This window comes from Mesorhizobium sp. WSM1293, from assembly GCF_000513875.1.
Taxonomy (GTDB): Bacteria; Pseudomonadota; Alphaproteobacteria; order Rhizobiales; family Rhizobiaceae; genus Mesorhizobium; species Mesorhizobium ciceri.
The window spans coordinates 26,142-47,377 of record NZ_AZUV01000018.1 but is presented as its reverse complement, the minus strand read 5'-3'; the positions used below and the strand labels follow the sequence as shown (position 1 = coordinate 47,377).

Annotated in this window: 19 protein-coding genes; 9 read left to right on the top strand and 10 right to left on the bottom strand. The window is 64.9% G+C overall.

Features of this window, described 5'->3' with window-relative positions:
• Positions 1 to 278 precede the first annotated feature (278 nt).
• Both M729_RS0121820 and M729_RS0121815 read left to right on the top strand, forming a co-directional pair.
• A complete protein-coding gene (locus M729_RS0121820; protein WP_245267610.1) occupies positions 279 to 809 on the top strand; it encodes an invasion associated locus B family protein in 531 nt (176 codons plus the stop codon).
• A gap of 68 nt (positions 810 to 877) precedes the next feature.
• On the top strand, positions 878 to 2,116 hold the full coding sequence (locus M729_RS0121815; protein ID WP_013528761.1) for a Xaa-Pro peptidase family protein: 1,239 nt from the start codon (positions 878 to 880) through the stop codon (positions 2,114 to 2,116).
• Positions 2,117 to 2,335: 219 nt separating this feature from the next.
• On the opposite strand, the gene M729_RS0121810 is transcribed toward M729_RS0121815, so the two are convergent.
• The 5 genes from M729_RS0121810 to M729_RS0121790 all read right to left on the bottom strand — a co-directional run bounded on the left by M729_RS0121810 (position 2,336) and on the right by M729_RS0121790 (position 8,187).
• On the bottom strand, positions 2,336 to 3,778 hold the full coding sequence (locus M729_RS0121810) for an amidase (protein ID WP_027162854.1): 1,443 nt from the start codon (positions 3,776 to 3,778) through the stop codon (positions 2,336 to 2,338).
• A gap of 205 nt (positions 3,779 to 3,983) precedes the next feature.
• Entirely contained in the window at positions 3,984 to 5,075 is a 1,092-nt protein-coding gene (locus tag M729_RS0121805) for a Gfo/Idh/MocA family oxidoreductase (protein WP_013528759.1), read from the bottom strand.
• A 193-nt stretch (positions 5,076 to 5,268) separates the two neighbouring features.
• Positions 5,269 to 6,432, bottom strand: coding sequence for an ABC transporter substrate-binding protein (locus tag M729_RS0121800; RefSeq protein ID WP_027162853.1), 1,164 nt, complete (start codon positions 6,430 to 6,432; stop codon positions 5,269 to 5,271).
• A 70-nt stretch (positions 6,433 to 6,502) separates the two neighbouring features.
• Positions 6,503 to 7,363, bottom strand: a complete 861-nt coding sequence (locus M729_RS0121795; protein ID WP_013528757.1) for an ABC transporter permease — start codon at positions 7,361 to 7,363, stop codon at positions 6,503 to 6,505.
• Entirely contained in the window at positions 7,360 to 8,187 is an 828-nt protein-coding gene (locus M729_RS0121790; protein ID WP_024504068.1) for an ABC transporter ATP-binding protein, read from the bottom strand. Before M729_RS0121790 ends, M729_RS0121795 begins: the two co-directional genes overlap by 4 nt.
• Before the next feature lie 337 nt (positions 8,188 to 8,524).
• Here M729_RS0121790 and M729_RS0121785 point away from each other — a divergent pair, with 337 nt between their 5' ends.
• Together M729_RS0121785 and M729_RS0121780 are read left to right on the top strand one after the other, a co-directional pair.
• On the top strand, positions 8,525 to 9,469 hold the full coding sequence (locus tag M729_RS0121785) for a MurR/RpiR family transcriptional regulator (protein ID WP_024504069.1): 945 nt from the start codon (positions 8,525 to 8,527) through the stop codon (positions 9,467 to 9,469).
• A 113-nt stretch (positions 9,470 to 9,582) separates the two neighbouring features.
• Positions 9,583 to 11,370 carry an NAD(P)/FAD-dependent oxidoreductase gene (locus M729_RS0121780; protein ID WP_027162852.1) on the top strand — a complete coding sequence of 596 codons (1,788 nt, stop codon included), beginning with the start codon at positions 9,583 to 9,585 and terminating at the stop codon, positions 11,368 to 11,370.
• 96 nt (positions 11,371 to 11,466) lie between these two features.
• Here the strand turns inward: M729_RS0121780 and M729_RS0121775 are convergent, their stop codons facing one another.
• Both M729_RS0121775 and M729_RS0121770 read right to left on the bottom strand, forming a co-directional pair.
• Entirely contained in the window at positions 11,467 to 12,702 is a 1,236-nt protein-coding gene (locus tag M729_RS0121775) for an amidohydrolase/deacetylase family metallohydrolase (protein WP_013528753.1), read from the bottom strand.
• A 25-nt stretch (positions 12,703 to 12,727) separates the two neighbouring features.
• Positions 12,728 to 13,093, bottom strand: coding sequence for a RidA family protein (locus M729_RS0121770; RefSeq protein ID WP_013528752.1), 366 nt, complete (start codon positions 13,091 to 13,093; stop codon positions 12,728 to 12,730).
• Positions 13,094 to 13,313: 220 nt separating this feature from the next.
• Here M729_RS0121770 and M729_RS0121765 point away from each other — a divergent pair, with 220 nt between their 5' ends.
• Complete coding sequence (locus M729_RS0121765) at positions 13,314 to 13,799, top strand: hypothetical protein (RefSeq protein ID WP_027162851.1); 486 nt, start codon at positions 13,314 to 13,316, stop codon at positions 13,797 to 13,799.
• Positions 13,800 to 13,809: 10 nt separating this feature from the next.
• Here M729_RS0121765 and M729_RS0121760 read toward each other — a convergent pair whose 3' ends face one another.
• Positions 13,810 to 14,445, bottom strand: coding sequence for an isoprenylcysteine carboxylmethyltransferase family protein (locus M729_RS0121760; RefSeq protein WP_024504074.1), 636 nt, complete (start codon positions 14,443 to 14,445; stop codon positions 13,810 to 13,812).
• Positions 14,446 to 14,677: 232 nt separating this feature from the next.
• On the opposite strand from M729_RS0121760, the gene M729_RS0121755 reads away from it, so the two are divergent.
• The 3 genes from M729_RS0121755 to M729_RS0121745 all read left to right on the top strand — a co-directional run bounded on the left by M729_RS0121755 (position 14,678) and on the right by M729_RS0121745 (position 17,676).
• Complete coding sequence (locus tag M729_RS0121755; RefSeq protein WP_027162850.1) at positions 14,678 to 15,475, top strand: membrane protein; 798 nt, start codon at positions 14,678 to 14,680, stop codon at positions 15,473 to 15,475.
• Between the two features lie 159 nt (positions 15,476 to 15,634).
• On the top strand, positions 15,635 to 16,309 hold the full coding sequence (locus tag M729_RS0121750) for a winged helix-turn-helix domain-containing protein (RefSeq protein ID WP_027162849.1): 675 nt from the start codon (positions 15,635 to 15,637) through the stop codon (positions 16,307 to 16,309).
• Complete coding sequence (locus tag M729_RS0121745; protein WP_027162848.1) at positions 16,306 to 17,676, top strand: HAMP domain-containing sensor histidine kinase; 1,371 nt, start codon at positions 16,306 to 16,308, stop codon at positions 17,674 to 17,676. The genes M729_RS0121750 and M729_RS0121745 overlap by 4 nt, the downstream gene beginning before the upstream one ends.
• Before the next feature lie 187 nt (positions 17,677 to 17,863).
• On the opposite strand, the gene M729_RS0121740 is transcribed toward M729_RS0121745, so the two are convergent.
• On the bottom strand, positions 17,864 to 18,292 hold the full coding sequence (locus M729_RS0121740) for an Lrp/AsnC family transcriptional regulator (RefSeq protein WP_013528746.1): 429 nt from the start codon (positions 18,290 to 18,292) through the stop codon (positions 17,864 to 17,866).
• Between the two features lie 115 nt (positions 18,293 to 18,407).
• Between M729_RS0121740 and M729_RS0121735 the strand changes: the two genes are divergently transcribed.
• Positions 18,408 to 19,511 (top strand): saccharopine dehydrogenase family protein, encoded by a 1,104-nt coding sequence (locus M729_RS0121735; RefSeq protein WP_027162847.1) that lies wholly within the window; start codon positions 18,408 to 18,410, stop codon positions 19,509 to 19,511.
• Between the two features lie 234 nt (positions 19,512 to 19,745).
• On the opposite strand, the gene lpdA is transcribed toward M729_RS0121735, so the two are convergent.
• Positions 19,746 to 21,143 (bottom strand): dihydrolipoyl dehydrogenase, encoded by a 1,398-nt coding sequence (gene lpdA, locus M729_RS0121730; RefSeq protein WP_027162846.1) that lies wholly within the window; start codon positions 21,141 to 21,143, stop codon positions 19,746 to 19,748.
• Positions 21,144 to 21,236 lie beyond the last annotated feature (93 nt).

Genomic DNA, 21,236 nt, shown 5'->3' with positions numbered 1-21,236 from the left:
CGGGGACTGCACGCACCCCGTGTAAAATCTTACTCGAATTCTATTGTATAGCGAGTCTCCGGCGCTTCGATTTCTGAGGGCCTCCTGCAATATTGTTCGTTGTATCCGAAAAGCCACAGTAATTTCGCCGGCTTGCTTGCCTCCTGCTCGGCTTTCGGAACAGTCGCGGGTGTTGTATCAAGCCATGCTCGGGAGAATACCGGGCGCGGCGAGGAAACATGCAGGGCATCCGGCAAAACAACATGACATTTACTTTAGCTAGATCTAATTTACTCGGCATGGCCGCGGGACTGGCCGCCCTGTGGCTTGCTCTGGCCACCGGCCCAGCCCTCGCCGAAGATGCCAAGCCGGCCCAGCCAAAGCCGGCTGAAAGCAATGCAAAACCGGCCGATGCCAATCCGTGGGCGGTGAACTGCTCCAGCGGTTCGACGACCACCGAGCTTCAGTGCCAGCTTTCGCAGAACCTGACCGAGGCCAAGACCGGGCAGCGCGTGCTGACCGTGACCGTGCGCCGCGACAACGGCAATGGCAGCCTCGCCATGCTGCTTGCCCTGCCGCACGGCCTGTTCCTGCCGTCCGGCGCCTCCTTCCAGATCGATCAGGGCCAGAAGACGACGATTGCCATCCAGACCAGCGACCAGAACGGCGCCTATGCCGCCACGCCGCTGTCGGCGGATCTCATCAAGGCCATGAAGTCGGGGACCAATCTGAACATCGGCATGGAATCGGTCACCCGCAAGCCGGTCACCATCCCGGTGTCGCTGGCTGGCTTCACCGCCGCCGTCGCCAAGCTGGAATCGATCAAGTAGCTGTTGTCAGCGGCTTGATTGTACGCACCCGGAATGCTCCGTTGCCGCTTCGGACAGTGGAGAAATCCATGACAGGCTTTGTCGACCGCCAGCGCGCGGCGCAACTGATGGACCGCGCCGGCATCGAGGCGCTGGTGCTGTGCGCGCCCGAGGCCTTCCACTATGCGACCGGAGCCTCGATCGGCCCGGCGGGACTGTTCCGGCGCTCCGGCGCCGGCTTTGTCGTCATCCCGGCTGGCCGAGACCTGCCGATCGGCGTCGTGGTGGCGGACTTCAATGCGGGACAATTGCAGCGGGTTCTGCCGGACGCTGTTATCCGCAGCCACCCGATCTGGATCGAAGCCGCCACGCTGGACGCCTCGACGTCAGGGCAAGGGTTGCCGCAACGCATCGAGGCCGGCCTTGCCGGCCGGGCGCCTGGTTTTTCTCGGCCCGCGACATTCGAACTCGCCCGTGCCGTCGACGAGCTGAAGCAGATCCTGACCGGGTTCGGGCTCGGGCGCGCAAGGGTCGGCGTCGACCTCGATTTTGTTCCCGCCGCCGATTTCTCGGTCATGCAGGCGCTGCTGCCGGCCTGCACGATGGTCGACGGCTCGGCCGTGCTCGACAGGTTGCGGGCCATCAAGTCGCCGCGCGAGATCGACCTGCTGCAGCAAGGCATCATCCTGTCGGAAGCCGGGCTGGAGCGGCTGCAGGTCGATGCGATGGCCGGCATGCGCCAGGCCGATCTCATTGCCCTCTACCGGCAAGGTGTCGCCACGGCCGCGTCCGGCCTGTCTCATCCGGTCCAAACTGCCGAATATGTGACGCTGGGCGCTCGGGCCAAAGATGCCGATGCGAAAGCGATGCCTGGCGATCCGCTGAAGTGCGACATGGTCTGCACGGTCGGCGGCTACGCCTCCGACATGTCGCGCAACTTCACCTTCGGGCCGCCATCCGCCGAGCAGGCCGAACTGCACGCCATTGCCGAGCGGGCCTTTGACGACGGGCTGGCGTCCCTTGTTGCGGGAACCACGCTCGCCCACGTGCATCGCGTCGCCACCGACAGCCTGGCGCGGCAAGGGCTGCGCACCTACCGCCGCGGCCATTTCGGCCATGGCGTCGGCCAGTCGGTGTTTTCCGAACAATGGCCGTTCATCGCCGCCGACAGCGATGTCGTGATCGAAGCCGGCATGGTGCTGGCCTTCGAGATCCCGCTCTACATAGACGGCCTCGCCAGCTTCAATCTCGAGGACCAGTTCCTGATCACGCCGGACGGGCCCAAGCCGATGAACAGGCTGCCGCGACGGCTGGAGAGGATTGGATAGCGAGGCGGGTCACTGCAGGGACAGCGCTCTACGCCCCCCTTGCCCTACCGGGCATCTCCCCCTCAAGGGGGGGGAGATTGGCAGCTTCGCCGTCTCGCCCACCTTACCGTGTAGATGATTTGGCGAAGGCTGTTGAGCGCGTAATCTCCCCCTTGAGGGGGAGATGTCCGGCAGGACAGAGGGGGGCGCCACGGAACTCGGCGGTGGGCTGCCAAGCACCTAACCACTCACCGCCGGCCTTCTCCCCCTCCACGGCATCTCTTGCTCCAGCTGCGCCGACGCGGCCAGCACCGTCGCCTCGTCGCCGTAGCGGCCGACCAGCTGCACGCCGATCGGGACGCCGTCTTTCGACCAGCCGAGCGGCAGCGAGATCGCCGGCTGGCCGGAGATGTTGAAGGGGAAGGCAAACACCGAGTCCGCCCATTTGGCGTTGTAGCGGTCGATATCGGTTTCCGACATGTCGTAATAGCCGAGCGGGCGCGGCAGCTGCGTCAGCGTCGGGGTGATGAAGAGATCGTAGGCGCCAAGGTCGCCGACGATGTCGCGGCCGACCTGCCTGAGCTGCTCGACGTCGGAGATGTGCCTGGTGCCGCTGGTTGCACGGCCGCGCTCGATGATCGCAAAGGTCACCGCCTCGACCTCGCCCGGTGTCACCGACCGCCCCATCACCGTTTCAAGGTAGTCGAAGGTCGCCGCCGTCTGCACGCAGGTCATGTTGGTGTAGGTCTTCCACACAGCATCGGCGTCGAGCGGCATGTCATGCTCCTCGACATGGTGGCCGAGCCGCTCGAGCGTCCCCACGGTCTCCAGCACCGCCGCCTTCACCTCCGGATCGATCGCGGTGCCGTTGGGCGGCGTGACGGAAAAGCCGATACGCAGCTTCTTCGGCGCCCGCGCCGACAGGCTGAGCCAGCTGCCATCAGGAACCGGCGGCGTGTAGGGGTCGCCCGGCAGCGCGCCGGCGACCGCGTCGAGATAGGCCGCCGTGTCACGCACCGTGCGCGAGCAGCAAAGAAAATAGGCGCCCCCATACCAATAGTCGCCGAACGGCGCGAGGCTGACGCGGCCGCGCGACGGCTTCAGGCCGACGATGCCGCAGCAGGAGGCCGGGATGCGGATCGAGCCGGCGCCATCGCTGGCTTCGGCGATCGGCACCATGCGCGAAGCAATCGCCGCGGCCGCTCCGCCGCTGGAGCCGCCGGGCGTGATGCCTTCCTTCCACGGGTTCTTCGTCGCGCCGTAGAGCTTTGGCTCGGTGGTGATCGACCAGCCATTTTCTGGGGCGTTCGACTTGCCGACCAGCACCAGCCCGGCCGCCTTCATGCGGCGAACGACTTCGGTGTCGAAATCGGCGACGACATCTTTCAGGTAGAATGAGGAGTTGGTGTTCGGCGCCCCGGTCCAGGACGAGGCCAGCTCCTTGAGCAGGAATGGCACGCCGGCGAAGGGCGCTGATGTGTCGACCGTCTGCGCCTGGCCGCGCGCCATGTCGTAGAGGCGATGGATGACCGCATTGAGCGTCGGGTTGAGCCGCTCGACCCGCGTGATCGCCGCTTCCACCAGCTCCGCCGGGGTAACGTCGCCGCGCTTCACCAGCGCCGCAAGGTCCAGCGCGTCGGACTCGGCATAGGTTTTCAGCAGACTGTCGGTGACGGCGGCCATATCTCTCTCCTTCGGCGGATAGCTTGTGTTGATGCTGCTCCTGCGGAGAACTGTATTGGGGCATCGGCCCCCTCACCCAGCCTCCGCTTCGCTCGGCTGACCTCTCCCCGAGGGGAGAGGAGACTTGCAGCGCCAGCGCCACCCTCTTCTCCCCAACGGGGAGAAGGTGGCCGCGAAGCGGCCGGATGAGGGGGCTGGCGCGACTTCAGGCCAGGTCGATGGTGCGCCCCAGTGCGATGCTCTGCTCGGCGGCCAGCACGATGCGCAGGCTGTTGACCGCCGCATCCATCTGCTCGGTGAGGTCGAGATCCTCGCGTATGGCGCGCAGGAAGAAGGCCTGCTCGCGATCGCACAGTTCCTGGTGGCCGGGTTCGTCCTCCATGCTGACGATCTCGTCGGGTTTGGAGAAATTCTTGTCGCCGTCGACAGCGGCATAATGGATCTTCAGCGCATCGGTCTTGGTGTGGCGGTCGATGTCGGCGGAATTCGAAACCTCTGCCAGCTCGGCAACACTGCTTGCCTGCTGGCCGGCGACGATCGACACCGCGCCCTTGGGGCCGACGACGTCCTTCACGAAATAGGCCGTCTCGCTCATCATCGGGCCCCAGCCCGCCTCGTACCAGCCGACCGAACCGTCATCGAAGGTGACGTGCAGATGGCCGTAATTCTGCTTGTCGGCTTCCGCCCAGAGCTTGGCGCCGATGCCGTGCACGCGCACCGGCTTGGCGCCGGTCAGCTGGCACATGACGTCGACATAGTGGACGCCGCAATCGACGATCGGGATCAGCGAATCGATCAGGTTCTTGTGCCAGTGCCAGGCGCTGCCGCTGCTCTGCTGGTTGAGGTTGAGCCGCATCACCAGCGGCTTGCCGAGCGTCTTGCCGACCTCGATGAACTTGATCCACGACGGATGCACGCGCAGAATATAGCCGAGCACCAGCTTGCGGTTCTTGGCCCGCGCCGCCGCGACCACCTTCACGGCATCCTCGTTGTTGGTGGCGAGCGGCTTTTCCATGAACACATGGCAGTTGGCGGCGATTGCCTTCAGCGCGTATTCGGCGTGGGTGTTCGGCCAGCTGTTGATCGAGACGGTGTCCGGTTTTGTTTCCTTCAGCGCCTGGTCGAAATCCTCGTAGAGTGGGTAGCCGGCTAACTCTTCCGGAATCTTCGTGTTGCTCCTGATCGACCGGCTCATGATGCCGACGATCTCGAAACCGTCGAGCCGGTGATAGGCGCTGGCATGCGACGCACCCATATTGCCGAGACCCACCACCAGCACTTTTACCTTGTCGGACACCGAATATCTCCCAGGTTTTGATTGAATTGTGCGCGGCGATCGGTTGCCGCTCGTATGTCTATCCGAGACAATCACCTCGGGTCAGCGCCGCCGCTCATTGCCTGCCCTTTCCTCTCCCCCGTCGATCGGGGGAGAGGAAAGGAGCCAAGGCAGGGTAATGGAGGGCGGCGCCGACATAACCCGTTGCGCAGCCCTATTTCACCGCCGAATCGAACAGATGCGCCTTGATCTTCTCGACATCGAGCGCGGCAAAACCTTCCGACAGCTTGACGCCGTCGGCATCGGCCTTGACCTTGGCCTTGTCGAAATCATTGGCCGGGCCGATCAGATCGTTGGTGCAGACATCCTCGGCCTTCACCGGGGCGGTGATCTGGCCGATCTTGTGGATTTCGTCGAAGAAGCCCTGCCAGCTCGCCATGTCGTGCGAGCCCCAGCCGCCGCGCTTGTCCATGTCGCCGCGGAAAACGTTGATCTGCTGCAGGATCGAGGTGGTGCCGAGCTCCGGCCCGAGATTCTTGGCCAGCGTCGGGAACTGCTCGAACACCGCTTCGACCGCCGCGCGTGGATTTTGGTAGCCGAATTCGAGGCCCATCGCCCAGCCGCGCAGGTACTTTTCCAAAAACGCCTTGCGGTCGGGATCCTCGAGATCGGCGGCACGCACGACGAAGGTGTTGGCCGGCAGCTTCGAATTCTGCACGCCGAGCCAGTATTCGAAGTCGAGCCCCTTGGCGATCCATTCGGCGCGCAGGCCTTCCCACGACAGGGCGGCGTCGCCCTGGCCGCCGGCCAGCGCCGTTCCCCAGGTCGGCCAGCCGGCCTCGACATATTTCACCTTCTTGATGTCGACGCCCTGCGCGGCCAGCAGCGGGTCGGTGATCGACTGCCAGGCGGCGGAGCCGAGCAGGATGGTCTTGCCTTCCAGCTTCTTCAGGTCGTTCGATCCCTCGCCCTTGCGGAAGGCGATGCTGAACGTGTCGCGCGCGCCCATGTGGAACACCGACTTCAGCTTCATGCCGTTCTGGATGGCGAAGGAGAACACGCCGGGCGACGGGAAGCCCATATCGGCCTGGCCGACATCGACGAACTTCACCGTCGCGGTGCCGTCCGATGGTCCCGGCTGCATGTCGGTGTCCAGCCCGTCGAAATAGCCGGCCTTCTTGGCCGCCCAGTAGGGATAGTCGTCGAGCACTTCGAGCGTGCCGCGCGGCGAGATCCAGGTGAATTTTCCGTAGGGTTCGGCCCTGGCCTTCGGGCCGGTGGCGCCAAGCGCCGTCGCCGTCACCAGCCCGGCGCCGGTGACCTGCAGGAAGTAGCGGCGGCTGATCCCCGCCGGGTTGATCGAGTTCTCTTTGGTCATGGCATTCCCCTTTTTTGTTTGATGTCAGTCTCTTGCCGCCCGCCTCCCGGGCGCCGTCATATCCCTGTGTTCAAGCCTCCCAGCTCGCCCATTTCTTGCCGATCAGGAAGAACAGCACGTAGATCAGGATGCCGAGCGTCGACAGGATCAGCACCACCGCGAAGAACTGCGGCATCTGGATCATCGACGAATAGGTGGTCAGCCGGTTGCCGAGGCCGAAACCGCCGCCGACCATTTCCGCGCCGACCGCGGTCAGCAGGCCGAAGATGGCGCCGATCATCAGCCCGACCAGGATCATCGGCAGCGCCATCGGCGCGCGGATCTTCCAGAAGATCTGCAGGGTGCTGGCGCCATAGGAACGCGCCAGCGCGATCTTGGCGCTGTCGACGCGGCGAAAGCCTGTCGCCGCATTGATCATCACCATCGGCCCGGCGGCCAGCGCCACCGCGATGATGCGCGGCGTGTAGCCGAAGCCGAAGCGCAGGATCAGAAGCGGCACCAGCGCCAGCATCGGCGTGGTGACCAGAAGCAGGATGTAAGGCGCGACGATCTTCTCTGCGAACGGGAATTGGGTGATGACGGCGGCCAGCACCAGGCCGATGATGGCGCCGATGGTGAAGCCGGACACCAGCTCGACCAGCGTGTAGCCGAGATGCGGCGCGATCAGCGGAAACTCGTCGAACAGCGCATAGGCGATCGAGCTCGGCGGCGGCATGATATAGAGCGGCACGTGGAACAGCCGCAGCGCCAGTTCGATGCCGCCGATGATGATCACCGCCACGGCAAGAATGGCCGCCACCTCCTTGCCCGACTTGATGCCGGGGCCGCTGGCGAAGGCGGAAAGGTTGGTCAGGCTGACCTCGTGGCCATCGCCCGCCTTGGCGCCCGACTTGGACTTTGAGAATTCCGGAATGGCATCGCCCCCGCTCACGGCCTGATCCTCACGATTTCGGCGCTCGGGCGCTCCGGCGCTTTTGGCCGCGTGCGTTCGCCGACAATGTCCATCTTGATCCGGTTGGTGAGGTCGAAGACCTCCTTCGTCGCCATGATCTCCAGCGAACGCGGCCGTGGGAACGGCACGCGGTATTCCTTGGCGACGCGGCCAGGCCGGGCGCTCAGCACCACCACCCGGTCCGAGAGAAAAATCGCTTCCTCAATCGAGTGGGTGATGAAGACGATGGTTGTCTTGGTGTCGAGCCAGATCTCCTCGACCAGCCGGTTCATCTCCTCGCGGGTGAAACTGTCGAGCGCGCCGAACGGCTCGTCCATCAAAAGCACCGAGGGCTTTAGCGCCAGCGCCCGCACGATCGCCGCGCGCTGCTGCATGCCGCCCGACAGCTCGCGCGGAAACTTGCCGCCGAAGCCATCGAGTCCGACCCGGTTGAGCAGATGCGCGATCCACGCCCGGTCCGGCTTCTCGCCCTTGATCTCGAAGGGGAAGCGGATGTTGGCGTCGAGGTTGCGCCACGGCAGGAGGTTCGCCTCCTGGAAGACGATGCCGATATCGGGATGCGGACCGGTGATGGCCTTGCCGTCGAGCCGGATCTCGCCACTGGTCAGGCTGTGCAGGCCCGACATCGACCACAAAAGCGTGGTCTTGCCGCAGCCGGAAGGGCCTACGATCGAGACGATTTCATTGACGCTGACATCGAGGCTGCAGCGGTCCAGCGCCAGCAGGTCGCCGGAGGCCGTGTGATAGATCTTGGTGGCTGCCTGCACGCCAAGCTTCGGCTTTTTTGCATCGCCCGTGTTCATCTGCCCCCCGGGAAGATTGCGCGATGATCCATTGGCTCATCCCCAGCGAAAATCAGTCTGTAACTATCCTACTTTCCTGTCAAGCACCGACGATAGCAGCCGTATCACGAAAATCGACTAGTATACCTATCATGTTGTTTTAATGTCTGTTTTACGGCCTTGAAATGCATGTTGCTTTCCTACATACTTCGGAACTGACGCGGACCGGAGAGGAACGGAGGAAGGTGAGCTTTCCCCAACGACACGCTGCGGTTGCGATCCGGTCGGGCACGTGGAGCCAGGGCGTGCAAACATGCTAAGACGACAGCCTCGCAACCCAGGGAAAGACCAGGACCCCATGACCGACGCTGGCAGCCAGGACGAGCCTGTTCCAGGCCCCGATACCGAGGGACGCGATCCTGTCCGGCGCATCCCCGACATCATCTCGCTGGTCAAGGATTCCTACAGCGAATTGCGCCCGGCCGAACGGCGTGTCGCCGATGTCGTTCTCGACGACGTCAAATATGCCGTCGACGCCTCCAACGCCGCCCTTGCCCAGCGCGCCGGGGTCAGCGAACCGACGGTGACCCGGTTCTGCCGCGCCATCGGCTGCGAGGGCGTGCGCGATTTCAAGCTGAAGCTGGCGCAGAGCCTCGTCGTCGGCGCGCTCTACCTGGCCAAGTCGCCTTCCGTCAGCAATGACAATGGCATGCCGTTCTGGAACGCCGTGTTCGGCGAGGCGCGCCGGGCGCTGCAGGAGGCCGAGCGGCAGCTCGACCCGGCCCAGCTGCAGAAGGCCGCCGAGCTGATCGCCAAGGCGCGCCAGGTCACGGTCTTCGGCCTCGGCGGCAGCTCCTCGGCGCTGGCGCAGGAAACCCAATACCGGCTGTTCCGCTACGGCATAACAGTCAGCGCCCAGTGCGATCCCTATCTGATGCGCATGACCGCCTCGACGCTCAAGCCCGGCGATCTGGTGATCGCCATTTCGGCGACGGGACGCACCCGCGAGGTGATCGAGGCCGTCGAGCTCGCCAAGCATTACCGCGCCAATGCGATCGCCGTGACCGCGCCCGACACCGAGCTCGCCCGCACCTGCGACGTCAGGCTGACGGTGGCGGTGCCGGAATATCCCGACACGCTGAAGCCGACGGCATCGCGCTTCGCCTTTCTGGCGGCGATCGACCTGCTGGCGGTGGCCTCCGCCTACAAGCTCGACGGCTCGGCCCGCGAGACGGTGCGCCGCATCAAATACAACGCCCAGATCCACCGCACCGGCAAGGAGATGGAGCCGCTCGGAGACTAGCTCCCTTCTCCCCGTTGACGGAGAGAAGGTGCCGGCAGGCGGATGAGGGGCAGCGCCGAGTTCGACAGTTGCCATTCCAACACAGATTAGACGCACGCAGGAAGAGGAAAGAAATGCTCGAAATAGCACCGACGAAACAGGCCGCCGCATGGCTCGAATCCCTGGCGCAGGCGCTCGCAGCCGGCGACGTGGCCGCTGCGAGCAACCTCTTCGTCGACGATTGCTACTGGCGCGATCTCCTGACCTTCACCTGGAACATCACCACCATGGAAGGCCGCGCGGCGATCGCCGACATGCTGGCGACGACGCTGGCGACGGCCAAGCCGAGCGCGTGGCGGCTGACCGGCGAGGCGACCTCGGACGACGGCACCATCGAGGCCTGGTTCAGCTTCGAAACCGTGGTGGCCAGGGGGGAGGGCATCATGCGGCTGCGCGACGGCCGCTGCCGGACATTGTTCACGGCCATGGCCGACCTCAAGGGCTTCGAGGAGCGCAAGGGCGCGGCGCGGCCGCTCGGCGTGCGCCACAAGGCCGATCCCCAGCGCGAGACCTGGTCGGAGGCGCGGGCGCGCGAGACACGCGAACTCGGCACTGATGAACAGCCCTACTGCCTGGTCATCGGCGGCGGCCAGGGCGGCATCATGCTGGGGGCGCGACTGCGCCAGCTCGGCGTGCCGGCCATCGTCATCGAGAAGAATGCCAGGCCGGGTGACTCCTGGCGCAACCGCTACCGCACGCTCGTGCTGCACGATCCGGTCTGGTACGACCATCTGCCCTACATTCCCTTCCCCGAAAACTGGCCGGTGTTCACGCCCAAGGACAAGATGGGCGACTGGCTGGAAATGTATACGCGCGTCATGGAGCTCAACTACTGGGTCGCCACCAAATGCCTCAGCGCCAGCTATGACGAGGCCGAAAGAGTCTGGACCGTGGTCGTCGACCGCGTCGGCCGGCAGATCACGCTGAAGCCCAAGCACATCGTCTTCGCCACCGGCGCCTACGGCCCGCCACGGCGGATCGATCTGCCGGGTGCCGGCCGGTTCAAGGGCGAGTTGCTGCACTCCAGCCAGTATGCCAGCGGCGACAAATTCCGCGGCAGGAAAGTCGCCGTCATTGGCGCTGCAAGCTCCGGCCACGATGTCTGCGTCGACCTCTGGGAGAGCGGCGCCGAGGTCACCATGATCCAGCGTTCGCCGACGACAGTGGTCAAGTCGGACACGCTGATGGAAGTCGGCTTCGAGATCTTCTCGGAAGACGCACTGGCGCGCGGCATCACCACCGAGAAGGCCGACATGATCGTCGCCTCGACGCCGTTCGCGCTGGTGCCCAAGGGCCAGCGGGCGCTTTACGAGGTGATCAAGGCGCGCGACGCGGCCTTCTACGACCGCTTGCGCGCCGCCGGCTTCGCCATCGATTTCGGCGACGACGAGACCGGCCTTCTGATGAAGGCCTACCGCACCGGCTCCGGCTACTACATCGATGTCGGCGCCTCCGACCTGATCATCGACGGCAAGATCGGCATCCGCAGCGGCGTCGCCATCAAGTCGCTGACCCCGAGCGGCATCCTGTTCGAGGACGGCAGTGAACTCGCCGCCGACGCCATCATCGCCTGCACCGGCTATCAGTCGATGAACGAGAATGTCGCCGCGATCGTTTCGCGCGAAGTCGCCGACAAGGTCGGCCCGTGCTGGGGCCTTGGCTCCGGCGTCAAGGGCGACCCCGGCCCCTGGCAAGGCGAGCTGCGCAACATGTGGAAGCCGACCGCCCAGGAAGCGCTCTGGTTCCACGGCGGCAATCTGGCGCTGTCGCGCTTCTATTCGAAATATGTGGCGCTGCAGATCAAGGCGCGGATGGAAGGCATCGAGACGCCGGTTTACGGGGCGGTGAGCAACGCCGGGTAAAGTCGACCCCCACTCCGTCGAGCTTCGCTCGCCGGAGTGGGGGAAGCCATTCGCCAAGCGCACAGTCCCAAGACAGGCACAAGCTGCCGAGATCAGCTAGTCGTGCCGATGCCCAAAGTGCCTCGCCGCAACCTCGACATGGGTATGCGCGGCATGCGCCACAAACCGCTCAGTCTCGCTGACATCGTTGACCGCTTCGTTCGGCCACCAGGTGCCGCCCATAACGATGCCTTCGCACACCAGTCTCTGATCGGCGACCAATGACGCGCCGACCGCGTCGACGAAGGTGAAGCGGCCCGGGCGCTGACGGAGCACGGCGACGTCGCCGACCGTGCCGACGGCCAGTGTGCCCAGGTCAGGCCGCGCGATCGCCTGCGCCGGCGCTTGCGTGGCGGCGCGCAGGACCTCGACCAGCGGCATGCCGAGCGCCAGGAGCTTCGACATGCAGACGAGGATGTCGAAGGCGGGACCGTCGACGCAGTAGAGATGCACGTCGCTCGAGATCACGTCGGGCGCCAGCCCTTCTTCGAGCATGGCGCGGGCGACGGCGAAATCGAACGAGCCCATGCCGTGGCCGATGTCGAAGATGACGCCGCGCTCGCGCGCCAGCCGCATGTCGGGCCGCACCGCGCCGGAAGCGAACACCGGCGCATTCGGGAAAGGCCGGAAGCAATGGGTGAGAATGTCGCCCTTGCGCAGGCGCGGCAGCACTTCCGAGCGGCCGGGCGGCGGTTCGTCGATATGCGCCATCAGCGGCAGGCCGGCCTGGTCGGCGGCCTCCAGCGCCAGATCCACCGGCGCGATGCCGCTGGTGCCGCCGGCATGCTTGCCCGAGCGAACCTTTACGCCGACCACGACATCGCGGTGCTCGCGCACCGCAGCCACAACCTCGCGCGGCTCGCAGAGCCTGAGATCGCTGCACTCGCCCACCGACACCGTCTGCGAGAAGCCGAAAATGCCGGCAAAGGAAATGTTGACATAGGCCAGGATGCGAACCTTCGAGCGCTCCATGACATGGCGGCGGAAGCCGAGGAAATTGCCGGCGCCCGCACTGCCGGCATCGATGAAGGTGGTGGTGCCGCTCTTGGCGGCCAGCCGGTCGGCATCGACGCCAAGCGACGTGCCGCCCCAATAGACGTGGCTGTGCAGGTCGACCAGGCCCGGCGTGACGATGCAGCCGGCGGCATCGACGATCTGCGCGGCGCTGTCCGCCGGGATATCGGCGTCGACCGCGGCAACGCGGCCATTGGCGATGGCGACATCGCGCAGCGCGTCGAGGCCAGCGGCCGGATCGATCAGCCGTCCGCCCTTCAGCAGGAGGTCGAATTGCATGGGTAACCTCCGCTCGTTGCTTTGCTTACAGAGGCCGATAGGCGACCGCCTCGACCTCGATCTTGATATCGATCATCAGCCGCGATTCGACCGTGGTGCGGGCCGGCGGGTTCTTCGGAAAGTGCCTGGCATAGACGGCGTTGAAGGCGCCGAAATCGCGCGCGTCTTCCAGCCATACGGTGGTCTTCACCACATCGTCCATGGTGCAGCCGGCCAGCGCCAGCGCGGCCTTGATATTGGCGAGCACCTGCTCGGTCTGTTCCGATATGCCGCCCTTGACCACGATGCCGTCGCTGCCGACGGGAACCTGGCCCGAGACATAGACGAGATCGCCTGCCCGCACGGCGGGCGACAACGGCACATGCGACGTTCCAAAACACTGTTTCGGCAAGGGACAAGCCTCCTCTGATGACAGGACGGGGTGCCATTGCAGCGCCCGCTTCGATCGACATTTACGCCGATCCGGCCGATCCTCATAGGGGCCTTGTTGGAAAGCAACATTCTTGGAAATCTGCGTTGCTTTATTACAAGAGCCCTTGCATCGTACGCGCTGACGGGCGGCTTGGAAGCCGCACCGCATAGACGGATTTGCCAGAGCGGAGATACCAGCAATGACCTACGACAAGAACCCGTTTCCATCAGGCGATGCCGATCGCCACGCGCTCTGGGAAATGCTGGTGCGGCGCGACATCGACGCTTTCATCGGCCAGGACTGGGCTATGGTCGAGGATGATTTCGTCGCCGAGAGCTTCTTCGGCATGCATGCGCATTTCCTGCACAACGCCGACGCCTGGCGGCTGCAGTTTCCAAGGCTCGAAGTCTATCGCGACGAATGGCTGCGCCAGGCCAAAGAGACGGCGGCGACCAAATTCGCCGAGCCGCTGCGCGAGGCGCTGTTTCGCGTCACCAACATGCGAGACATCGACGTCGACGGCGACCGCGCCGTGCTGCACAAGAAGTTCGACGGCTCGGTCGCCAAGGCGGACGGCAGCGTCGACCGGCTGAAATGGCAGACGCTGTATTTCTGCAGCAAGGTCGGCGGAAGCTGGAAGATATCAGGCTTCGTCGGCTACATGCCGCATCCGCTCGGCAGCTAGAGCCAGCTGATCAGTAGAGCGTGACGAAGGCCGGAAACAGCATGCCGGTCGCCCGGAAATGCTCGACCAGTTCGATGGCCGGGAAGATGGCGAGGAAATAGAGCCCGTCGAAAAACGTGCGCTTCAAAGCCCGCGTCGAGAACTGCAGTTCGTCATCGTCGCGGTAGAGCAGCGGGTTTGGCCAGAACCGGGGCGTGCTCTTGGTGTAGGCAAGATAGGCTGGGCCGAACTTGCCGAGCAGAAATTCGGCTTCCTTGCGCGCCGTGACGCGAAAGATGAAAAAGCTGGCAAGGCCCAGCGCCACGGCCGCCATCAGCGAGCCGTAGAGCAATCCAATGCCGACCGCGCCGACCGTCGAGAAGAAATAGAGCGGGTTCTGCGTGGTCGAGAACGGTCCCGTCGAGACCAGTTCCTCGTTCTTCTTGCCGCCGACATAGAGAATGCTCCACAGCCGCCCGACGACACAGACGAGCACCAGGCAAAAGCCGAAGAATTCGATCGTTTCGTGCCCGTCGGAGCCCTCGCTCAGCCCCGGCTTGGTGAGAAACAGCAGCAACACCGCCAGCGCCGCCGCAACCCGCACGAAGATCAGGCGCTTGCGCTGGTCGAAGGCCTGGGAAACCGGCTTGAGGGTAGCGTAGGTCATTTGGTGTTTCCTGGGGCACTGACGGGTGCCCGTGAGCAATGGGCATGACATTGATGGCGGATGAAAGGCGCACGCCCTCTATCGGCGCAGCGCCGGGCGTTCGTAAAGGACCTTTGCGCGGCCCACGCCCATTCTTACGAATTTGTATGCCGCCGGACAGGCCGGCGTGAACTCGTTTGCTTACGCTGCGGGGATCGCCACCGCCGCAACCGTCGACCTCAGGACTTCAGCCATGCTCGCGCCCAACAGGCGACAACCCGCCCCACCGAACCACAACCGGGTTCCCGACGTCACTCTCGATTTCTGGGTGATCAAGTTGATGGCGGTCACCACCGGCGAGACCGCGGCGGACTATCTTGCCGACACGATCGGACTTGGGCTGACCGTCACCTCGCTGATCATGACCGGCATCCTGATCGCTGCCCTCGTCCTGCAGTTTGCGCAGAAGCGTTACGTGCCGTGGGCCTACTGGCTGGCGGTGGTGCTGATCAGCATCGTCGGCACCCTGGTGACGGACAATCTCGTCGACACTTTCGGCGTGCGCCTGCAGACCACGACCATCGCCTTCTCGGTTGCGCTCGCCGCGACATTCGCGGTCTGGTACGCCAGCGAACGGTCGCTGTCGATCCACACCATCTTCACCACCAGGCGCGAAATCTTCTACTGGCTGGCGATCCTCTTGACCTTCGCGCTCGGCACCGCCGGCGGCGATCTCGTCGCCGAAAGCTTCGACATGGGCTACCTCACCACAGGCCTGCTGTTCGGCGGCGCCATCGCGCTCATCGTGCTGGCCTACTGGCTGCTCAATCTCGACGGCATCCTGGCCTTCTGGCTCGCCTATATCCTGACGCGGCCGCTCGGCGCCTCCTTCGGTGACCTGCTGTCGCGGTCGGCCAGGCATGGCGGCCTGGGCTTCGGCACCATCTTCACCAGCCTGCTCTTCCTCGGCTGTATCATTGCGCTCGTCCTGCACATGACCCTGAAGGGGACAACCGACGAAGCCGATGAACTGTTGCTGGACCTGGACTAGGTGCAGGGCGGATGCGCTAGCATTGGCAATTGCCGAAAACCCCACCGCTTCGGCCAATCGTGAACGTTCTAGCGCCACCAGCCTGCGCCTTCGTGACATCCTAGGAACAAGCCCGTGCCGGTGATAGCCTCTCCATCTCGGCAACGGACCGGACCTTTCATGCGACTGCTTCTCGTCGAGGACGACCACAGGACGGCCGACTATATCGTCAGGGGACTGACCGAGGCCGGCCATGTCTGCGACCTCCTGCGCAACGGCCATGACGGGCTGTTCGCGGCGACCCAGGGCAAATACGACGTGATCGTCGCCGATCGGATGATCCCCGGTCTCGACGGCCTGTCGATGGTCAAGGCGGTGCGCGCCGCCGGCGTGCGGACGCCGGCGATCTTCCTCACCTCCGTCGGCGGCATCGACGACCGCGTCGAGGGGCTCGAGGCCGGCGGCGACGACTATCTGGTCAAGCCCTTCGCCTTTTCCGAACTCCTCGCCCGCATCAACGCGCTTGGCCGGCGGCCGGCGGCGCAGGAGCAGAAAACCGTCCTGCGGGTCGCCGACCTCGAAATGGACCTGATCATGCGCCGCGTCACGAGGCGGGGCCAGCCGATCGACCTGCAGCCGCGGGAGTTCAGCCTGCTGGAAGTGCTGATGCGCGGCGAAGGCCGCGTCATCACCCGCACCATGCTTCTGGAGCGGGTCTGGGATTTTCATTTCGATCCCAGGACCAGCGTCGTCGAGACCCATATCAGCCGGCTGCGGGCCAAGGTCGACAAGCCCTTCGAAACCCAGCTCATCCACACCGTCCGCAACACCGGCTACAGCCTGCACGCGCCATGACCGGAACCTGGTCCCGCCTGCTGCGCAGCACACCATTCCGGCTTGCCCTGACCTTCGCCTTCCTGTTCGTGCTGGCCTTCGTCCTGTCTGGCGCCATCGTCTACCAGATGATGAGCGCCGATCTTGCCGAGCGGCTCGACGACACCATCAAGGAAACCTACGCGGTCGTCGCCGCGACCTATGCCGAGAACGATCTCAAGGAGCTGGTTGAGACCGTCGGCAGCCACTCCCTGCGCAGCCTCAAGAAGGAGCAGCTGTTTTCGTTGACCGACGCAACGGGCAATCGCCTGGCCGGCAACTTCACCGCGGCAGGGCTTCCCGACGGCTTCTCGATGTTCGACACCGAAATGCCCGGCGTGCCGCCCGGCGCCGAGTACCGCGCCTATTCCGGCCCGGTCGGCGGCAACACGCTGACCGTCGCCTTCAGCCTTTCCGAGACGGAGGAGCTGGAGAGGATCGTGCTGATGAGCTTTGGCTGGGGAACCCTGATCATCACCGGGCTGGCGGTCGCCGGCGGCGCCCTGCTCGCCTCGCGCGTCCAGCGCCGTCTCGACGGCATCGCCGCCACCATGGTGGATGTCTCGCATGGACGGCTGGACACCCGCATTCCGCTGACCGGCAAGGGCGACGACATCGACATCGTCTCCAGCCAGGTCAATGCCGCGCTCGACCGCCTGTCGGCGCTGGTCGAAGGCATGAAACAGGTCAGCGCCAACATCGCCCACGATCTGAAGACGCCGCTCAACCGGTTGCAGATGATCCTCGACACCGCGTCGGAAAAGAACCTGTCGGGCCGGAAAATCGCCGCTGAACTGGCGGAGGCGCATGCCGAGAGCCTGCAGATCAACGAGACCTTCGATGCCCTGCTGCGCATCGCGCAGATCGAGGCCGGCGCCCGCCGGGCGCGGTTCACCGATGTCGATCTGGGCGAGGTGCTGCAAACCATCGCCGAGATCTATGCCGATGTTGCCGAGGACGACGGAAAGTCGCTGTCGTTGGCGCAACCACAGGAAACGACGGACCGGATCCATGGCGATCGCGAGCTGCTGACGCAGATGTTCGCCAATCTGGTCGAGAACGCGTTGCGCCATTGTCCATCGGGCACGACGATAAAGCTGTCGGTAGCGCGCCAGGGCGAACGCGTCGTTGCGGGCGTCGCCGACAACGGTCCCGGCATTCCGGCGGAAGAGCGCGAGAAAGTGTTCCAGCGGCTCTACCGGCTGGACCACAGCCGCTCGACATCAGGCAGCGGCCTCGGGCTCAGCCTTGTCCGGGCCATCGCCGATCTGCACGGCGCATCGATCACGCTCGAGGATTGCCGACCGGGACTTGCGGTGGTGGTGCGTTTTCCGCTGGCGACGGATTAGCCGGCGAAACGGCTGGTGCTGTTCAAGCCCAGCTTGGGTTCCTCGCCCCACGAGCGTGGGGAGAGGTGGCTCGGCGAAGCCGAGACGGAGNGGGGAACGCCGTACGAAAGCCCCCTCTCCGGACGCTTCGCGGCCACCTCTCCCCCGCCTTTGGCGGGGGCGAGGAACCCAGGTCTGAGAGGTCCCCTCACCTATCTATCCGCGTCGACAGGATGATCGACGACAGCGTCCGCTCGACTCCATCCATGGCGCCGATCTGGTCGAGCAGCATGTCGAGGTCGCGGATCGATGGGGCGTCGACGATGACGATCATGTCGAAATTGCCGCTGACCGAATGCAGCGTCCGGACCGTCGCCAAACCGCGCAGGCCGCGCACCACCTTGTCGGCAAGCTTGGGCGTCACGGTGAGCAGCACATGCGCCCGCACCAGCCCCTGCTCATAATCCGGCGCCAGCCGCACGCCGTAGCCTGATATGATGCCGCGCTGCTCCAGCCGTTCGATCCGGCTCTGCACGGTTGTCCGCGAGACGCCAAGCCGCCGCGCCAGCTCGGCGGTCGAGGCGCGCGCATTCTCGCGCAGCAGCGAAAGCAGGGTCTGTTCGGCATCGCTGAGCATTTCGACGATTCTTCTCGGCGGACTGACCAATCAATGGGTTCGTTTCGTACAGAACCACGCTTCCTTTCGACGGGCAAGCTGCGAATCTGTGCTCACAATCAGTGAGGGATTTGTCATGAAGAAAATTGTCGTTGTCGGCGCCGGCAAGATCGGCTCGACCATTGCCGAGATGCTCGCCGCCACGGGAGATTATCAGGTCACGCTCGTCGACCGCTCGGCAGCACAGCTCGCAGCGGCCGAAGTCCCGGCCACGGTTGCGACGCTGGAGCTCGACATCGAAGCGTCCGGCACGCTTGAAGCCGCACTCGCCGGCAAATTCGCGGTGCTCAGCGCCGCTCCCTTCCATCTGACCACCCGCATCGCCGAGGCGGCGGCCAGTGCCGGCGTGCACTATCTCGACCTGACCGAGGACGTCGTCTCGACCCGCCGCGTCAAGGAATTGGCGCGTTCGGGCAGAAGCGCCTTCATTCCGCAATGCGGCCTGGCGCCGGGCTTCATCTCGATCGTCGCCAACGATCTCGCCAGCCGGTTCGATTCGCTGGAAAGCGTGCGCATGCGCGTCGGCGCCCTGCCGCAATACCCGTCCAACGCGCTGAACTACAATCTCACCTGGAGCACCGACGGCGTCATCAACGAATATTGCGAGCCCTGCGAGGCGATCGTCGAAGGCGAGCTGGTCGAGGTGCCGCCGCTGGAAGAGCGCGAGGAGTTCTCGCTCGACGGCGTCACCTACGAGGCATTCAACACCTCCGGCGGCCTCGGCACGCTGGCCGAGACGCTGAAGGGCAAGGTGCGCACGCTCAACTACCGCACCATCCGCTACCCCGGCCACGCCGCGATCATGAAGGCGCTGCTCAACGACCTCGGCCTGCGCCATCGCCGCGACGTGCTGAAGGACATTTTTGAAAGCGCCCTGCCGGCGACATTGCAGGACGTCGTCATCGTCTTCGTCACCGTCTCCGGCCGCAAGAACGGCCGCCTGCTGCAGGAGACCTACGCCAACAAGGTCTATTCCCAGCGTATCGGCCAGGTGGTGCGCAGCGCCATCCAGATCACCACGGCGTCCGGCATCTGCGCCGTGCTCGACATGCTGGCCGACGGCAGCCTGCCGGCGACCGGCTTCGTCAAGCAGGAAGACATCGCGCTGGACGCGTTTCTAGCCAACCGTTTTGGCCGGGCTTATGCACAACATGAGATGGTGAGCCGGCTGGCGGGGTGAGGCGGCGTGTCTCTCTTGTGGAGAGGCGGGCGGGACAGTGCCCCCCTCTGCCCTGCCGGGCATCTCCCCCTCTAGGGGGGAGATCGGCTGTCATCTTAGATTTCGCCAATTTTTGAAAGTTTTGGAAGAGGCAGGTTGCCCGAAACTGCCAATCTCCCCCCTTGAGGGGGAGATGTCCGGCAGGACAGAGGGGGCGCTGTCCCGCCGGCATCACCGCTTTTGCGCCATCGCGAATTAAACATGCAGCGCGTGCCCCAGCGCTTTCAGCGCCGCTTCCTGGAACCCTTCGCCTTGCGTCGGATGCGCATGGATCGTCCCGGCGATGTCCTCCAGCCGCGCACTCATTTCCAGCGCCAGCCCGAACGCCGCCGCCAGTTCCGACACGCCCTGCCCGACCGCCTGGATGCCGAGCACCAGATGGTTGTCGGCGCGGGCCACGACGCGGACAAAGCCGTCCTCGCCCAGCTTCGTCATCGCCCGGCCGTTGGCCGCGAACGGGAACATGCCGATCTTGATCTCGCCGCCGAGCGCCTTGGCTTCTTCCGGCGAAAGACCAGCGGTCACCAGTTCGGGATCGGTGAAGCAAACGGCGGGTATCGAACGCTTGTCCCAGCTGCGCTTGTGGCCGGCAACGATCTCGGCGACCATCTCGCCCTGCGCCATCGCCCGGTGCGCCAGCATCGGCTCGCCGGTGACGTCGCCAATGGCGAAGATGCCGCGCATCGAGGTGCGGCACTGGTCGTCGATGCGGATGAATTTGCCGGCCATGTCGAGGTCGATCTGCTCGAGCCCCCAAGCTTCGGTCACCGGCTTGCGCCCGACCGTCACCAGTATCTTGTCGGCTGGGACCTTGACGCTCTTGCCGTCCGCCGTCTCGACCAGCAACGCGTCACCCTTGGTTGAAAGCCCCTTGGCCTTGGCGCCCAGCATCACCTCGACGCCGAGCGCGGTGAGCCGCTTGACCACCGGCCGGGTCAGCTCCGCATCATACTGCGCCAGCACGCGCGGCAAGGCCTCGATCACGGTCACCTCAGCGCCCATCTTGGCAAATGCCATGCCCAGTTCCAGCCCAATATAGCCGCCACCGACGACCGCGAGATTTTTCGGCACGTCGCTGAGTGCCAGTGCCTCGGTTGACGAAATCACCCGACCGCCAAACGGCAGGAACGGCAGCTCCACCGGCGCCGAACCGGAGGCGATGACGATCGTTTCGGCCCGGATCACTTGGCTACCCGTCTCGGTCTCGACCGCGACCGTCTTGCCGTCTCGAAAGCTCGCCCAGCCATGCACGGTTTTCACGCCTGCCTTCTTGAGCAGGCCGGCGACGCCACTGTTGAGCCGGCTGACGATGCCGTCCTTCCAGGCGACGGTCCGGGCAAGATCGAGCGTCGGCGCGGTGACCGAAATGCCGAGCGGGCTCTTGCCGCCCGCCATGTGCGACACCTTCTCGAACTCCTCCGCCGCATGGATCAGCGCCTTGGACGGGATGCAGCCGACATTGAGGCAGGTGCCGCCCGGCTTGCCGGCTTCGACGATCACCGTATCGACGCCGAGCTGTCCGGCCCGGATAGCTGAGACATAGCCGCCCGGGCCAGCGCCGATGACGAGCAGCTTGCAGGAGATTTCTTTCATGATGGCACGCTCTTTCTGGTGGCGAGGGCCCCCTCATCCGGCCGCTTCGCGGCCACCTTCTCCCCGGTGGGGAGAAGAGGCGAGCACAGACGC

Coding starts and splice junctions, on each gene's coding strand:
- M729_RS0121780 (WP_027162852.1), top strand. CDS start 9,583: ATGCTCGAAATAGCACCGACGAAACAGGCCGCCGCATGGCTCGAATCC.
- M729_RS0121815 (WP_013528761.1), top strand. CDS start 878: ATGACAGGCTTTGTCGACCGCCAGCGCGCGGCGCAACTGATGGACCGC.
- M729_RS0121775 (WP_013528753.1), bottom strand. CDS start 12,702: ATGCAATTCGACCTCCTGCTGAAGGGCGGACGGCTGATCGATCCGGCC.
- M729_RS0121790 (WP_024504068.1), bottom strand. CDS start 8,187: ATGAACACGGGCGATGCAAAAAAGCCGAAGCTTGGCGTGCAGGCAGCC.
- M729_RS0121755 (WP_027162850.1), top strand. CDS start 14,678: ATGCTCGCGCCCAACAGGCGACAACCCGCCCCACCGAACCACAACCGG.
- M729_RS0121820 (WP_245267610.1), top strand. CDS start 279: ATGGCCGCGGGACTGGCCGCCCTGTGGCTTGCTCTGGCCACCGGCCCA.
- M729_RS0121750 (WP_027162849.1), top strand. CDS start 15,635: ATGCGACTGCTTCTCGTCGAGGACGACCACAGGACGGCCGACTATATC.
- lpdA (WP_027162846.1), bottom strand. CDS start 21,143: ATGAAAGAAATCTCCTGCAAGCTGCTCGTCATCGGCGCTGGCCCGGGC.
- M729_RS0121735 (WP_027162847.1), top strand. CDS start 18,408: ATGAAGAAAATTGTCGTTGTCGGCGCCGGCAAGATCGGCTCGACCATT.
- M729_RS0121740 (WP_013528746.1), bottom strand. CDS start 18,292: ATGCTCAGCGATGCCGAACAGACCCTGCTTTCGCTGCTGCGCGAGAAT.
- M729_RS0121785 (WP_024504069.1), top strand. CDS start 8,525: ATGACCGACGCTGGCAGCCAGGACGAGCCTGTTCCAGGCCCCGATACC.
- M729_RS0121760 (WP_024504074.1), bottom strand. CDS start 14,445: ATGACCTACGCTACCCTCAAGCCGGTTTCCCAGGCCTTCGACCAGCGC.
- M729_RS0121800 (WP_027162853.1), bottom strand. CDS start 6,432: ATGACCAAAGAGAACTCGATCAACCCGGCGGGGATCAGCCGCCGCTAC.
- M729_RS0121765 (WP_027162851.1), top strand. CDS start 13,314: ATGACCTACGACAAGAACCCGTTTCCATCAGGCGATGCCGATCGCCAC.
- M729_RS0121810 (WP_027162854.1), bottom strand. CDS start 3,778: ATGGCCGCCGTCACCGACAGTCTGCTGAAAACCTATGCCGAGTCCGAC.
- M729_RS0121745 (WP_027162848.1), top strand. CDS start 16,306: ATGACCGGAACCTGGTCCCGCCTGCTGCGCAGCACACCATTCCGGCTT.